This is a genomic window from Aphanizomenon flos-aquae FACHB-1287 (genome assembly GCF_014698755.1).
Taxonomy (GTDB): Bacteria; Cyanobacteriota; Cyanobacteriia; order Cyanobacteriales; family Nostocaceae; genus Dolichospermum; species Dolichospermum flosaquae.
Genome location: NZ_JACJTO010000035.1, coordinates 28,453 through 45,133 on the forward strand (window position 1 = coordinate 28,453; position 16,681 = coordinate 45,133).

Annotated in this window: 10 protein-coding genes; all 10 read left to right on the forward strand. The window is 38.1% G+C overall.

Features of this window, described 5'->3' with window-relative positions:
- Positions 1–153 precede the first annotated feature (153 nt).
- Positions 154–5,484 (forward strand): chemotaxis protein CheB, encoded by a 5,331-nt coding sequence (locus H6G44_RS15510; protein WP_190387928.1) that lies wholly within the window; start codon positions 154–156, stop codon positions 5,482–5,484.
- Between the two features lie 325 nt (positions 5,485–5,809).
- Positions 5,810–7,057: a diguanylate cyclase gene (locus tag H6G44_RS15515; protein WP_190387929.1), complete on the forward strand. Its 1,248-nt coding sequence runs from the start codon at positions 5,810–5,812 to the stop codon at positions 7,055–7,057.
- A gap of 140 nt (positions 7,058–7,197) precedes the next feature.
- Positions 7,198–8,487 carry a glucose-1-phosphate adenylyltransferase gene (locus H6G44_RS15520; protein ID WP_190387930.1) on the forward strand — a complete coding sequence of 430 codons (1,290 nt, stop codon included), beginning with the start codon at positions 7,198–7,200 and terminating at the stop codon, positions 8,485–8,487.
- A 99-nt stretch (positions 8,488–8,586) separates the two neighbouring features.
- Positions 8,587–9,096, forward strand: coding sequence for an AAA family ATPase (locus H6G44_RS15525; protein ID WP_190387931.1), 510 nt, complete (start codon positions 8,587–8,589; stop codon positions 9,094–9,096).
- Between the two features lie 133 nt (positions 9,097–9,229).
- Positions 9,230–10,198, forward strand: a complete 969-nt coding sequence (locus tag H6G44_RS15530) for a DnaJ C-terminal domain-containing protein (RefSeq protein ID WP_190387932.1) — start codon at positions 9,230–9,232, stop codon at positions 10,196–10,198.
- A 37-nt stretch (positions 10,199–10,235) separates the two neighbouring features.
- A complete protein-coding gene (locus H6G44_RS15535) occupies positions 10,236–11,561 on the forward strand; it encodes a dihydroorotase (protein WP_190387933.1) in 1,326 nt (441 codons plus the stop codon).
- Positions 11,562–11,754: 193 nt separating this feature from the next.
- Positions 11,755–13,653 (forward strand): serine/threonine-protein kinase, encoded by a 1,899-nt coding sequence (locus H6G44_RS15540; RefSeq protein WP_190387934.1) that lies wholly within the window; start codon positions 11,755–11,757, stop codon positions 13,651–13,653.
- A 56-nt stretch (positions 13,654–13,709) separates the two neighbouring features.
- Entirely contained in the window at positions 13,710–15,167 is a 1,458-nt protein-coding gene (locus H6G44_RS15545) for a WG repeat-containing protein (RefSeq protein WP_190387935.1), read from the forward strand.
- 128 nt (positions 15,168–15,295) lie between these two features.
- Positions 15,296–15,997 carry a Uma2 family endonuclease gene (locus tag H6G44_RS15550; RefSeq protein WP_190595377.1) on the forward strand — a complete coding sequence of 234 codons (702 nt, stop codon included), beginning with the start codon at positions 15,296–15,298 and terminating at the stop codon, positions 15,995–15,997.
- Positions 15,998–16,262: 265 nt separating this feature from the next.
- Positions 16,263–16,681: Uma2 family endonuclease (locus H6G44_RS15555; protein WP_190595378.1), on the forward strand; the 419-nt coding region annotated here is incomplete at its 3' end.

Genomic DNA, 16,681 nt, shown 5'->3' on the forward strand with positions numbered 1-16,681 from the left:
TTGGTTTTATTTTAAGATAGTTCTTCCTTATCAGCTTTATGATAACAAATTTTAAATCAATTGTCAAGCCCCAAATACAGTTTTTTGCGATCGGATTTTAGGTCTTTGATTTCCTATATACTAGTTAACAAATAAAATTAGGAGTTATAAGTCGTGTCTGAAGAGACTAAAACCCATTGCTTCGTAGTTGGCATTGGGGCTTCTGCGGGAGGACTACGCGCATTAGAAGAATTTTTTGATAATATGCCCGCAGATAGTGGTGCGGCCTTTGTTGTCGTGCAACACCTCTCTCCAGATTTTAAAAGTTTAATGAAAGAACTGCTGGAACGTCGCACCCGCATGATAGTCAAACGGGTACAAAGCGGAATGCAGATTGAACCGAATACAGTATATTTAATTACGCCTCAGAATAATTTAGTTGTTAATGATGGGATTTTAGAGTTAATTCAGCAAAGCGAACCCCCTCGACAGCAACCCAATTTTCCCATTGATATTTTTCTCGATTCCCTGTCAAGAGATAGGGGAGAACAAGCAATGGCTGTAATCCTCTCAGGAACGGGAAGTGATGGAACAAGGGGAATACAGAGCATTAGCGAGTCCGGTGGGTTAACATTTGTCCAATCACCAGGGACAGCAGAATTTGATGGTATGCCCCAAAGTGCGATCGCTACAGGTATTGTAGATCAAGTGCTACCACCGGCAGAAATGGCGCGGACGATTTATGAAATCATCCAAATGCAGCGTCAAGGCGCAAGTCCAGGGGAATCTTTACTGCCAGAATTAGAATCAGAGAAACTCCGCGCGATTATCCAAATTCTCAACCAATACGAAAAACTCGATTTTTCCTATTATAAACCCAGCACTCTCAGCCGCCGCATTTACCGTCGTTGTTCTCTCAGTGGGCATAATCTCTTAGATGAATATGTAGAATATTTAACTACCTCTAGCGAAGAACGCTCACTGCTACGAGATGATTTAATGATTGGGGTGACAAGATTTTTTCGAGATTCCGCAGCTTGGGACTACTTAGATAAGGAAGTATTACCAGAATTAATTAGCCCTTTGGAAAATGGTCAGCAGCTAAGGGTGTGGGTAACAGCTTGTGCTACTGGTGAAGAAGCCTATTCTATGGCCATTTTAATGGATGAGGTCATCAACCGCTTAGGTAAACAACTGAGTGTAAAAATTTTTGCTACAGATATAGATGCAGCCGCTTTAAGTAAAGCCGCCGAAGGGATTTATCCTGAAAGTATTAGTATTGATGTTTCTCGAAAACGGTTAGAAAAATATTTTACCTTCCGTAACCGTAATTTCCATGTGTCGCGGGCGTTGCGGGAAATGATTATTTTTGCTCCCCACAACTTGGCTAAAAATGCGGGATTTACGCGAATGCACCTGATTAGCTGTCGTAATGTTCTCATTTATATGCAGCCAGTTTTGCAACAGCACGTTATGAGAATGTTGCATTTTTCATTGATGCACAAAGGTATTTTATTATTGGGTGCTGCAGAAACACCAGGAGAATTAATTGAAGAATTTAGTCCCCTGTATGAGAAATTCAAAATTTATCAAAAGCGACGCAATGTGCGTTTACCAATTCTCAATCAAAATTTAGAATATATAACTCCTGTTGTCGCTCGTCCTAGTCAAACTAGACGGGGTACGGTGCAATTTGATCCGGCTTTGGGTGCCGCATTTAGTGCTTTTGTTCGCCGTAGACAATGTACCTGTTTATTAGTTAACGATGATTTAGAATTATTTCACGTCGTTACTGATATGGTCCAGATTATGCAAGTCCCAGAAGGACAAATGACTAGAGCGATCGCCGATTTAGTCCCAAATACTCTAAAATTACCTATTAATACTGCCCTACATCGTGCTAAAAGAGAACGAAAAACTGTTCTTTATGGTAATATTCACTTAAATCAAGCTAATAATATTCGCAGTGTTAATTTAGAAGTTACTTATCATACGGGAGATACCCGCATGACGGACTTCTTTATGTTAATTATTGAAAATGAAGAACGTCCTTCTTTACCAAACCGTCCTGAAGCCTTTCAACAAGACGCAGAAGCAACTCAGCGCATTCTTGATTTAGAATACGAATTACAGCAGACTAGGGAAAATCTACAAGCCACAATTGAGGAATTAGAAACCACTAATGAAGAACAACAAGCCACTAATGAAGAATTGTTGGCTTCTAATGAAGAGTTACAAAGTACAAATGAAGAACTTCACTCTGTTAATGAAGAACTATATACAGTTAATACAGAATATCAAACTAAAATTCGTCAATTATTAGAATTATCCAACGACGTAGATAATCTGCTGCGAAGTAGTGAAATTGGCGTAATTTTCCTAGATAGAGAATTACGAATTCGTAAATTTACCCCCGCTGCTACGACAGCTATTAACCTGTTAGAAACTGATGTTGAACGCCCAATTCAGCATATTACCCATAATATGAATTGTCCTAATCTGCTAGAATTGTTACAGCGGGTAGTGGAAACAGAAAAACCTATTGAACAGGAAGTAAGGCTAAATAATACGGAAAATCATTTACTGATGCGTTTATATCCATATCTTAGAGATGATGGACAAGCAGATGGGGTAGTAATTACTTTTGTAAATATTAATGAAATTAAGCAGGTACAAGAAGCTCTACAACGTCGTACGGAGGAATTAGAAAAACTTTATAATACAAATCCCGTGGGGTTGGTACTCCATGACGAAGAATTGCAGTTTGTGCGAGTTAACGAAGCTATGGCGGAAATTAACGGTTTACCAGCTAATGCACATATCGGTAAAAAACTGCGAGAAGTATTACCAGATTTAGCTAATCGGGTTGAACCAATTTTACATCAAGTATTGACAACAGGAAAACCGATTCGCAATCTTGAGATTTCCGGGTTTACACCCTCCCAGCCAAATGTTCAAAGACATTGGATTGCTAGTTATTATCCTGTTAATCAACTTGACGGTGGTAAGGCTGTGAGTGCGGTAGTTGTAGAAGTTACCGAACTCAAACAAGCACAAATGGCTTTACTACAAAGTGAAGAAAGATTACGAGCTTTGATGAATTCTAGCCAAACTATTTTATTTAGTTGTCAACCCACTGGGGATTATCGAGCTACCTTTATTAGTGATAACGTAGAGTTGATTTTAGGTTATTCCCCAGAGGCGTTTTTAGATGAAGCTGGGTTTTGGTATGATTATATTCATCCTGAAGATAAAGAGCGAGTATTATTAGGATTAAATCGCTTAGAATTTGATAATATTTATTCTTTAGAATATCGGTTACGTTCTGCTGAAGGTGGTTATCGGTGGTTTTTTGCTCAGTTGCGCTTAATTAGAGATCAGGATAATAAAGGGTTAGAGTGTGTGGGCTATTTAGTAGATATTAGCGATCGCAAAGCCGCAGAAAAGATTCTAGAACAACAGGTACAAAGAGAAAGACTATTAAAACAAATTACCGACGAAATTCGCCAAAGTCTCGAACCCCAAAAAATCTTTGAAACCTCTGCGAACCGTATTGGTGAAGCCTTTGGGGTAGATCGTTGTTTTCTCCATACTTACGAAGTCGAGCCAATAGAACACCTCCCTATAGTTGCAGAATATTTAAGCGGTGACATAGCTTCTATTCAAGGAGTGTTAGGACCTATTGCTGGTAATCCCCACATTCATCAACTGCTCCAACAAGATACAGCGATTATTATAGATGATGTATTTACAGATCCATTAGTATCATCAAGTAGGGAAGTTTCTCAACAAATCGGACTAAAATCCATATTAGCCATTCGCACCTCCTATCAAGGAAAGGCCAACGGGTTGATTTGTTTACATCAATGCAATCATCAACGCCATTGGATTACTGAAGATAGTGCCCTTTTAGAGGCTGTAGCTGCTCAAGTTGGAATTGCGATCGCTCATGCTAAACTTCTACAACAGGCCGAACAGCGACAAATAGAACTCGCTCAACAAAACTTAGCCTTAGAAACAGCCACGGAAAAAGCCCAAGCAGCCAGTCGGACAAAAAGTGAATTTCTCGCCAATATGAGCCATGAAATTCGCACTCCCATGAATGCTATTTTAGGATTTTCCGAACTATTACAAAATCTCGTCAGTGATGATTTAGCTCAAAGTTATCTCCGAGCCATTCAAACCAATGGCCGCACCTTACTGACCTTAATTAATGATATCCTGGATTTATCGAAAGTCGAAGCCGGGAAACTGAAACTTAACTATGAATCTGTCAATCTTCCCTCACTTCTGCGGGATATTCAACAAATGTTTCTGCAAAGAGCGCGGGAAAAAGGACTATTTTTAGATCTACAAATTGATGATTCCGTTCCCGTCAAAATATATATTGACGAGGTACGATTGCGGCAAATATGCGTTAATGTTGTCGGTAATGCTATTAAATTTACAGGGAAAGGTGGTGTAACTATTCATGTTCATAGTCGGATTAACCCTAGCGTTCAGAATCACGCATATTTAGAAATTGCGGTTTCTGATACAGGTATTGGTATTTCTGCACGGGACCAAATCTTGATTTTTGATGCTTTCCGTCAAAGTCAGGGACAAAGTAATCGTAAATATGGCGGTACGGGGTTAGGATTAACTATTAGCCGCAGATTGACGCAAATGATGGGTGGTATAGTTGAGGTAACAAGTGAATTAGAACATGGTAGCACCTTTACTTTGATATTTCCCGAAATTGCAACTACTCAAACTCCGACAATTTCACCGATATCAACCTTAAAAACCCATGATTTAAGTCAATTTCCCGCTTTAAAAATTCTCATAGTTGATGACGTACAATCTAACCGAGATTTACTTTCTGCCTATTTCAATTCTACTCCCCATCAAGTTATGATGGCAGATAATGGGGTAATAGCTCTCAAATTAGCCGTTGAACATCATCCTGACCTGATATTACTAGATTTGGTCATGCCGCAAATGGACGGACAAACGGTTTTGCAAGCTTTAAAACATAATCCCTCAACAGCGGATATTTGCGTAATTATGGTGACAGCTTCTATCCAAGAACAGGACTTTGAGGAATTACAACCCCTTGCTCAAGGATTTTTACGTAAACCAGTTAGTCCGCATGATCTTTTCAGTGAGTTACAACGTTTATTTCCTTATCAACTATTAGTAGAATCAAACCCTAATTCTCCGCTACAAATAACTGAGCAGGTAATGTCTCCTTCCGCCTTAAAGAAGTTACCAGAACTGATAAAATTATTACAACAGGAAGAAACATCTGTTTGGAAAACTTTACATCAAACCCTGTTAATTGATCAGCTACGAGTTTTCGCGCTTAAATTACAAGCTTTAGCAGAGCAATATGAATGTTATCATTTAGCAGAATATGCTAATACGCTGAAAAACCAAATTGATACCTTTGATTTGGCTCATTTAGCGAATACTGTTGCTAATTTCCCAGCAATTAGTAAAAAATTACAGAAATTGCTACCTTAAAGGCTGACAGCAGTCCCCGGCATGATAAAGTACAGATATTAATCATAAAACTCTTGTGGTGCGGTTATCTTGGTCGCTATTACTGTAGTTTAATCAAGTGAAATGTACTGTATTATATAGGACTCCTATTTGAGTTATGAACTAGTTTTTTTAATGAACCACAGAGACACAGAGGACACAGAGGGAGGAAAATAAGAGATGTTCACGTTTCATTTAGGATTGCTATATATATATACTTTAAGAATATAAAAGTCCCAGCAGCTAGAAGTCGCAATTAAATAAAAATTCTCACCTCCGTTTTCATGTTAAGTTGATTATATAAATAATGGAAAAAACTGCTTTTAATCCACAGGATTGTACAATATTAATTGTTGATGACCTCATTCAAAATATCGAAGTTTTAGGAAGAACTCTAGAAACACAAGGTTATTCTATTACCTATGCTCTGAGCGGAAAAGAAGCCCTCCAACGACTGCAAGTAATTCAGCCAGATTTAATTTTATTGGATTTATTAATGCCGGAAATGAGTGGTTTAGAAGTTTGTGAACAAATTAAAAATAATCCAGATTATTACCATATTCCAATTTTATTTCTAACTGCTAGTCATGAAGAAGAACACTTAATAGAAGCTTTTGAAAAGGGAGCGGCTGATTATGTAACCAAGCCTTTTCGCGCTACAGAATTATTAGCCCGTGTGCAGACACATATTCAATTAAAACGCCAAACTAGACAGTTACAACAAAGTGAAAATAAACTCAATACTATTGTTACTTATATCAAAGATGGTATTTTAATTGTTGATGAATCAGGAGTTGTGAAATTTGCTAACCCGGCTGCAGCACAAATGTTTGATAGACGATTATCTAGTTTAATTAATCAGGAATTGGGGTTACCAATTGTAGTAGGAAAAGTTGCTGAACTTGATATTATTCGTCCTCATGGAATTCTTGGCCGTGCAGAAATTACCGTTGGTGAGACTGAATGGTTAGAGCAAAAAGTTTCAATTGTCGCTCTGCGAGATGTGAGTGAACGCAATCAAATTGAGAAAAAATTAAGAATTGCTGTCAATAAACAGAAATTATTAAGTCAGAAATTAAAAAAATTAGCTACTACTGATGTTTTAACTGAAATTGCTAACAGACGGAATATTTTGGCAATTTTAGAGAACGAATTTCAAAAAACACAAGCTAATAATGAAATCTTTTCACTTTTATTAATTGATATTGATAACTTTAAATTTGTCAATGATAATTATGGATTTTTTATTGGTGATCAAGTATTAAAAGAAATATCTCAATTTTTGGTTAATTATCTGGAAAATGCGGGTACAGTTGGGCGTTTAGGTGATGAAGAATTTATGATTATTTTACCAGTTACAGAGTTACAAGGGGCTGTAGAACTGGCTGAACGTCTATGTGAGCAAATTCGTAATTTAGAGATAGATACCACTTCTGGTCCCATAAAAATTACTATTAGTATTGGTGTGACTGTTTATCAACCTGATGATAAAAATTACACAGTTATGTTAAAGCGTGCCTATAATCTTCTTTATCAAGATAAAGAGCAGTCCTGAGCCTTAATTACTAGCACTATTTGTTACAAATCTCACTGAATAAAAATTCATCCCTAAGATTCTTTGCTCTTGTCTTTATCAGTTGCTACATACAGTTCTAAACTGTAGATGAGAGATAAAAGCCTGTTGGGGGAAATTTTGTGAAAAAAGTTTTAGCAATTATTCTGGGTGGCGGTGCGGGTACTCGGCTTTATCCGTTAACTAAACTGCGCGCCAAACCAGCAGTACCGGTAGCAGGGAAATATCGCTTGATAGACATACCTGTTAGCAACTGCATCAATTCCGAAATATTCAAAATTTACGTTCTGACTCAGTTTAACTCAGCTTCTCTGAATCGTCACATTGCTCGTGCTTACAACTTCAGCGGGTTTAGCGATGGGTTTGTCGAAGTGTTAGCAGCACAACAAACCCCCGAAAACCCTAACTGGTTTCAAGGTACGGCCGATGCTGTGCGTCAGTACATCTGGATGTTACAAGAGTGGGATGTAGAGGAATTTCTGATTCTTTCAGGTGATCATCTTTACCGCATGGATTACCGGCAATTTATCCAGCGTCACAGAGATACAAATGCTGATATTACACTTTCCGTAATTCCCATGGATAATCGTCGCGCCTCAGATTTTGGCTTGATGAAAATCAATGAATCGGGTCGGGTAATTGACTTTAGTGAAAAACCCAAAGGTGAAGCTTTAGCGCAGATGCGTGTTGATACCACTATACTGGGATTGACAAAAGAACAAGCCGAATTACAGCCATATATCGCCTCTATGGGGATTTATGTCTTTAAAAAAGATGTTTTGATTAAGTTGTTGAAACAATCTTTAGAACAAACGGATTTTGGTAAAGAGATTATTCCCGAAGCTGCTAAGGATCATAACGTTCAAGCTTTCTTGTTTGACGACTACTGGGAAGATATTGGCACAATTGAATCTTTTTATGAAGCCAATTTAGCTCTAACTAAGCAACCCCTCCCTCCCTTTAGTTTCTATGATGAAGCAGCACCAATTTATACTCGCGCTCGTTATTTACCCCCCTCTAAACTGTTGAATTGCCAAATTACCGAATCTATGATTGGTGATGGCTGCATTTTGAAAGATTGCCGCATTCAACATTCTGTTTTAGGAGTGCGATCGCGGATAGAATCAGGCTCTGTAATTGAAGAAACCTTAATCATGGGTGCTGACTATTACCAACCATCCGTTGAAAGACAATGCAGCTTAGAAGAAAATGATATTCCCGTCGGTATTGGTACAGACACCATGATTCGTCGTGCCATTATTGATAAAAATGCCCGCATTGGTCACAATGTGAAAATCATCAATAAGGACAATATTCAAGAAGCAGAACGGGAAAAACAAGGCTTTTACATCCGTAGCGGTATTGTCGTTGTTCTCAAAAATGCTGTAATTCCCGATGGTACAATCATTTAGTTCGTTGTCAGTTGTTCGTTGTCGGTTGTTCGTTGTTTGTTGTTTTACCACTGACCACTGACCACTGACCAATAACCACTGACCACTGACCAATAACCAATGACTAAATTAATTTTGCTAATTGGTCTTCCTGGTAGCGGTAAATCAACTTTAGCAAAACAACTACTGAGAGAATGCCCCCAGATAGAGCTAATTTCCACAGATACTATCCGGGGTCAGCTTTTTGGTTCAGAAGCAATTCAAGGACCATGGCCGTTAATTTGGCGGGAAATGGAACGACAATTACAACAAGCCATAATCGCCGATAAAAGGGTGATTCTCGACGCTACCAACGCCCAAAGGAAAAATCGCCGAGAAGTCATTACCCTAACCCGTAATTGTGGCTTTACTTATATCACTGGGATTTGGCTGAAAACTCCGGTTTGGCTATGTTTAGCCAGGAATCAACGCCGAAGTCGTCAAGTTCCTGAAGATATAATTCTCCGAATGTACCATCAAATCCGGGATGCTCCCCCCAGTGTAGAAGAAGGAATGGATGAGCTTATTTCCTTTTTATCATGGCAAGAGTACGGGAATTGCGCTGCTGTATTCAGCAAGAACCACACTTGATTTTGACAATTATTTGTTAGTTTAATATCAGCTTCTTTTGGACTGATATTCGACCCAATCAAGACTTTTGAATTAACAGTAAATTTCATATCTGAGAAAAAACATAACTTAAATTTCCACAGGAGGCTCGTAGATGGCAGCAACCGACTTTAAAGACTATTATGCAATTTTAGGTATTGGCAAAACCGCCACATCAGAAGACATTAAACAAGCCTTTCGCAAACTAGCCCGCAAATATCATCCTGATGTTAACCCCAATAACAAACAGGCTGAAGCCAACTTTAAAGAAGTTAATGAGGCTTATGAGGTATTATCTGACCCCGATAAACGCAAAAAATATGACCAATTTGGTCAATATTGGAAACAAGCTGGTCAAGGCTTTCCTGGGGGTTCTGGGGCGGATATGGGTGGTTTTGATTTCGGTCAATACGGCAGTTTTAATGACTTCTTAAATGAGTTATTTGGTGGTGCTGGACCCCGCAGCGGCCGACAAAGTTACTCTTCTCGAACTTCTACGAGCAGACAAAGTAGCAGTTTTAACGATGTTGCTTTTCAAGATGGTGGTACGCAGGATGCAGAAGCTGTGATTAATTTAACCTTTGCTGAAGCATTCTCTGGAGTTCAAAAACGGTTTAGTCTAGGAACTGAAACTATTGATGTACGTATTCCTGCTGGTGCTAAAACTGGGACTCGTTTACGGTTGAAGGGCAAAGGGCAAACTAACCCCATGAGTCAACAACGGGGAGATTTATATTTAAAGGTAGAATTACAACCCCATAGTTTTTTCCAAATGGAAGGGGATAATCTTGTTTGCGAGGTATTAATTACACCTGATGAAGCTACATTAGGCGCGTCCATAGATGTACCTGCGCCTGATGGTCATGTTAATGTTAAATTACCGGCGGGAGTCCGTTCTGGTCAATCTTTGCGTTTACGTGGTAAGGGTTGGCCCCTAGCTAAAGGTGGACGAGGTGATCAATTTGTAAAGGTAGCAATTGCACCACCAAAAGAACTCACCGCCCAAGAACGAGAATATTATGAAAAAATCCGGGCTATTCGTACTTATAACCCCCGCAGTCATTTAGCACAAATTACATTATAACGCTAATAATTCCTTCATACTGATAACCATTAAGCCCATGTTAATACCAGAAAGTTTACTGATTCACCACGCCGAAATTATTTTACCCAATGGTGAATCAATGATTGGAGATGTTCTGACTCAGGGAAGGCAAATAGTCCAAGTAGACCGGGAAATTACCAACGCTACACCTACATACACAATTGAGGCACAAGGGTTAACTTTATTACCTGGCGTAATTGACCCCCAGGTGCATTTCCGCGAACCCGGACTAGAATATAAAGAAGATCTATTTACAGCTAGTTGTGCTTGTGCTAAGGGAGGAGTTACCTCCTTTCTAGAAATGCCCAATACAAAACCATTAACTATCACCCAAGCAGCCTTAAACGACAAATTGGAACGGGCCGCCCAGAAGTGTTTGGTTAATTATGGCTTTTTTATTGGGGCTACGACCGATAATTTACCAGATTTACTTTCTGCCCAGCCTACACCGGGTATTAAGGTGTTTATGGGGTCAATGCACGGACAATTATTAGTGAGCCAAGAAGAGGCGCTAGAGGCGATTTTTGCCCGGGGAAATCGGTTAATTGCTGTTCATGCAGAAGACCAAGCCCGCATTAATCAACGCAAACAGGAATTTGCTGGTATTCAAGACCCTGCTATTCATTCCCAAATTCAAGACAATCAAGCTGCATTGTTAGCTACACAATTGGCATTAAAGCTTTCTAAAAAATATCAACGCCGGTTACATATTTTGCATTTATCAACAGCAGAGGAAGCAGATTTACTGCGTCAGGACAAACCGAGTTGGGTGACAGCAGAGGTAACGCCTCAACATTTACTTTTGAATACGAGCGCCTATGAAACTATTGGTACTTTAGCACAAATGAATCCACCTTTGCGATCGCCCCATGATAATGAGGTTCTTTGGCAAGCTTTACGAGATGGTATCATTGATTTTATTGCTACTGACCACGCCCCCCACACCTTAGCCGAAAAAGCCCAAACCTATCCTAACACTCCTTCGGGAATGCCCGGTGTAGAAACGTCTCTACCTTTAATTTTAACCGCTGCTATGGCAGGAAAGTGTACAGTTGCCCAAGTTGTACAATGGATGTCTAAAGCGGTGGCTGTAGCTTATGGTATTGCTAATAAGGGAGAAATTACCCCCGGTTACGATGCTGATTTAGTGCTGGTAGATTTGAAGAATTACCGAGAAGTGAAACGGGAAGAAGTTCTCAGTAAATGCGGTTGGAATTCTTTTGAGGGTTGGAATTTAACGGGTTGGCCAGTGACAACAATTGTCGGTGGTAAAATTGTTTATAATCACGGTGAGGTAAATACGCAAGTTAGAGGACAAGCTTTAACTTTTACTAATCCGTAGTTATTTGTCTGCGGTAATTGTAAATCTCTACTACACAAATAAAATCCACTTGTGAGAATTAAGAAAAAAATTAAGGTTCTTAAATCCATGCAGATGGGTTTTGTCTGTGTAGCGGTGACTTCCACTCGCCCAAGTTTCTCGCAACTTATGGTAATATTAAAATATACTACTATACTTGTTACCTCTGAGAAGTATGAGCATCTACCCAGATTTTCAAGCACAAGGCTATGATGTTATTCGAGAACTAGGACGCAACCGCGAAGGTGGTAGAATTACTTGGTTAGCAACAAATCTTAACACAAAGCAACCAGAAGTAATCAAACAGTTTTGTTTTGCTCAAGCGGGTGCAAGTTGGTCCGGTTCAGAAGCCCACGCACGAGAAATACAGGTACTTAAAGGATTAAATCATCCTGGTATTCCCAGTTACTTGCATTCCTTTGAAACCTCCGATGGTTTTTGTTTAATTCAAGAGTATATTCATGGTTCTACTTTAGCAGAACCTCGCAGCTTTTCACCAGCAGAAATTAAACAAATTGCAGTTAAGATATTAGAAATTCTGGTATATTTACAAAATCGGATACCGTCGGTAATTCATCGAGATATTAAACCAGAAAACATTTTAGTAGATGAACAAATCAATGTCTATTTAATTGACTTTGGTTTTGCTCGTATTGGTAGTCATGATGTAGCTGGAAGTAGTGTATTTAAAGGAACTCCTGGTTTTATTCCCCCAGAGCAAATGTTTAAACCCACAAATGCTACAGATTTGTATGCTTTGGGTGCAACTTTGATATGTTTATTAACAGGAATCAAGTCAACAAAAATAGATCAATTGCAAGATGAAGATGATCCTTATTTGATTAAATTTCGTCATCTTTTACCCCAGGTAAGTTTGCGGTTTATCGGTTGGTTGGAAAAGATGGTACAACCGAAACAAAAAGACCGATTTACTAATGCAGAATTAGCTTTAGAATCACTCAAACCCCTTGATGTTATTCGTGTACCAGCAGTTGATTTTAGTGAAACAGTTTTAGAGTTTAAAGCGAATTGGCTGGGGGAAAAATTAACTAGGGTTATTATTATTGAAAATTCTATACCAGATACTTTATTAGAAGGTAAATGGGAAGTTGCACCTCATCCTCAAGACCCTCCCCATACACCGGATACTCATGCTTGGATTTCAGTTACACCTGCTCAGTTTAGTAGGAATAATATTCATTGTCAGGTTCAGGTGGATACGAGTAAATTGATGGCGGATAAGCAGTATAAACGTCAATTAATTCTTCATAGTAATGCTTATCCAGCGAGTCATACTTTAACGGTGAAGGTACAAACGGCGGCTTTACCCATTGAGAAGATAAAATTGCCCTATTTAGGATTAATTAAACTATTTTTAATAGCTGGGCTGGTAGCTATGGCTACGAGTTGGTTTATTACTTATGCTGCAAGTCCAGTTACTATTTGGTTATTACAAAATTTGGGATATGAGGCGATACTCTCTATGCTTAGGGTGTGGGGTGTTGTTACACTTCTGGGTGTGATTTGGAGTTTTACTAAAGTAGTAAATACACAAGAAACTTCGTATCCTTCGTATATACGTCAGACTGTGGGTCAAGTTGTGGGTGAATATGTAAGTTTGGCTATAGCCGTATCTGTAGGTGGGGCTGCGGTTGGGCTTGCGGTTGGGACTGTGGTTGAAGGTCTACTTGACCTTACAGTTAAACATAGTGGTTTTGATCTAGTTGGTCCGGTTGTCGGTTTCGTTTTCATGGCGGCTATACCTTTAGCTATAGCAGGTGTTGTCACTTGGGGTGTGTGTTGGGTTATATATTGGATTGTATATCGGGTTGTGAATTTTGTGGCTGTAGACTTAGCTGAAGATTCGGTTATGGGTAGACTGTTACTACTGGTAACGGGGTTTGGGGCTAGTGCAGGAATTGGTATAATAGTCGGCTTTCTAAATCCATTGATTTTGTTAGCACTAACTGGAACAAGTTTACCCACACTTGCTATGTTACTTTATTCACCAATTAGCCACCGTCAATTAATTGCTAAATATCGCCAGTCTGAGAAATCTTTAATTAAGCCATAAAAAATTAAGCTCAATTTGTATTAAATTACGTTAATTGAAAATTAAAAGGTGAATTTATGCTATTGCAAAGCCAAAAACAACAGAGCATTAAATTAGTACGGTTTGGACTAGGAATTGGATTATTCATTCCTTTTGTGTCTATATTTTCCAGTATTATTTTTGCGCTCAATTCTTATTTAGTGATTGCTCCGAAATTTGATGAAGCTGGTTATTTTCAGAAAGGGTTAGCTAAGGTCAAAATTGGTGATGAATATGGCTATATAGACAAAACTGGTAAAGTTGTTGTTCCATTCAAATATGAAGAAGCTGATTCTATTAAATTAAAACCAGTTAGAGTTGGTAATAAATATGGATATGTAGATAAAACAGGTAATACTGTTATTCTACCCCAATTTAGTAAAGTTAGTGACTTTAACGAAGGTTTAGCAGGTGTTAGCATTGGTTATGAATGGGGATATATAGATAAAACAGGTAATACTGTTATTCGACTCCAATTTAGTCAAGTTAGTGACTTTAACGAAGGTTTAGCAGGTGTTAGCATTGATCATCAATGGGGATATATAGATAAAACAGGTAATACTGTTATTCCACCTCAATTTAATAAAGTTGGTAACTTTAACGAAGGTTTAGCAGGTGTTGAGATTGGTGGTAAATGGGGCTATATAGATAAAACAGGTAAAATTGTTGTTCCACCTCAATTTAATACAGTTGGGTACTTTAAAGAAGGTTTAGCAGGTGTTGAGATTGGTGGTAAATGGGGCTATATAGATAAAACAGGTAAAATTGTGATTCCACTTCAATTTAATGAAGTTGGGGACTTTAACGAAGGTTTAGCAGGTGTTGAGATTGGTGGTAAATGGGGATATATAGATAAAACAGGTAAAATTGTTATTCCACCTCGATTTTATCGTTATTATTATTATGGTTATAAAAAAGATATTGGGAACTTTCACGAAGGTTTAGCAGGTGTTGAGATTGGTGGTAAATGGGGCTATATAGATAAAACAGGTAAAATTGTGATTCCACTTCAATTTAATGAAGTTGGGGACTTTAACGAAGGTTTAGCAGGTGTTGAGATTGGTGGTAAATGGGGATATATAGATAAAACAGGTAAAATTGTTATTCCACCTCGATTTTATCGTTATTATTATTATGGTTATAAAAAAGATATTGGGAACTTTCACGAAGGTTTAGCAGGTGTTGAGATTGGTGGTAAATGGGGCTATATAGATAAAACAGGTAAAATTGTGATTCCACTTCAATTTAATGAAGTTGGGGACTTTAACGAAGGTTTAGCAGGTGTTGAGATTGGTGGTAAATGGGGCTATATAGATAAAACAGGTAAAATTGTTGTTCCACCAGAATTTGAGACAAAAGACGAGCTTGAAGCCAAGTCTGACGAGCGTAAAGCCAAGTTTAAAGAAGCAGAATCCTTAAAAGAAGGATTAAAAGAAGGATTAAAACCAGTCAAAATGGGACGCAAGTATGGTTATATTCGGAATCCTTTAAAGTAGTAATGTAGTAGTAATGTAGGTTGGGTTAAGCGACAGCGCAACCCAACAAAAGAATAATATAATATTGGGTTTTCTCAACCCAACCTACGTAATGCTATAATCAACAAATAACTACTTGGTATCATATCATGATGATTACTCAAGAATTAAAATGTCAAGAAAACATCTCTCAAGATGTAATATTTCCCCCAAGTGATTTATATAGTGATGAACCAACCGTGGAAACAGAACTACATCTAAGACAAATAATTCTACTGTTCAAATGTCTAGAATGGTTATGGAAAGATAGAAATGATTTCTATGCTGCGGGAAATCTCACCATTTACTATAGTCCTAATCAGAAAAAATCTGAATATTTCCGAGGCCCAGATTTCTTTGTTGTCTTGGGAGCAGAACGCAAAACCCGGAAAAGTTGGGTTGTTTGGGAAGAAGATGGTAAATATCCTAATTTCATTTTAGAAATTCTCTCACCAACTACAGCTAATACAGATAGAGAATACAAAAAAGAACTTTATCAAAATACTTTCCGCACACCTGATTATTTTTGGTTCGACCCTTATACACTAGAATTTGCAGGTTTTCATTTATTAGACGGAGAATATCAACCTTTAGAAGAAAATCAGCAAGGACATTTGTGGAGTCGTCAGCTAGGTTTATATTTAGGAATTTATCAAGGACTATTACGGTATTTTACGCCAGCAGGAGAGTTAGTTCCCACACCTGAAGAAACCGCAGAACAGGAAACTAAAAGAGCAGAAAAAGAAGCGAGAAAATCAGAACGTTTAGCAGCAAAATTGCGGGAATTAAATATAGATCCTGATACAATTTAATCCCGTTACTAGGTTACTCTGTTGCTTAACTTAAGAGGTTTTTTTAAAAGTCATGTAGGTTGGGTTAAGCAACAGCGCAACCCAACAAAAAAATAATCAGGACTTACGCAAAATATCTCTCAAATCCTCATTTCTCCGTGACCTCTGTGCCTCTGTGGTTCGTTATTCCATGAATCTTGCGTAAGTCCTAATAATATAATGTTGGGTTTTCTCAACCCAACCTACATAATGCTATAATCAACAAATAACTACTTGGTATCATATCATGATGATTACTCAAGAATTAAAATGTCAAGAAAACATCTCCCAAGATGTAATATTTCCCCCAAGTGATTTATATAGTGATGAACCAACCGTGGAAACAGAACTACATCTAAGACAAATAATTCTACTTTTCAAATGTCTAGAATGGTTATGGAAAGATAGAAATGATTTCTATGCTGCGGGAAATCTCACCATTTACTATAGTCCTAATCAGAAAAAATCTGAATATTTCCGAGGTCCAGATTTCTTTGTCGTCTTGGGAACAGAACGCAAAACCCGGAAAAGTTGGGTTGTTTGGGAAGAAGATGGTAAATATCCTAATTTCATTTTAGAAATTCTCTCACCAACTACAGCTAATACAGATAGAGAATACAAAAAAGAACTTTATCAAAATACTTTCCGCACACCTGATTATTTTTG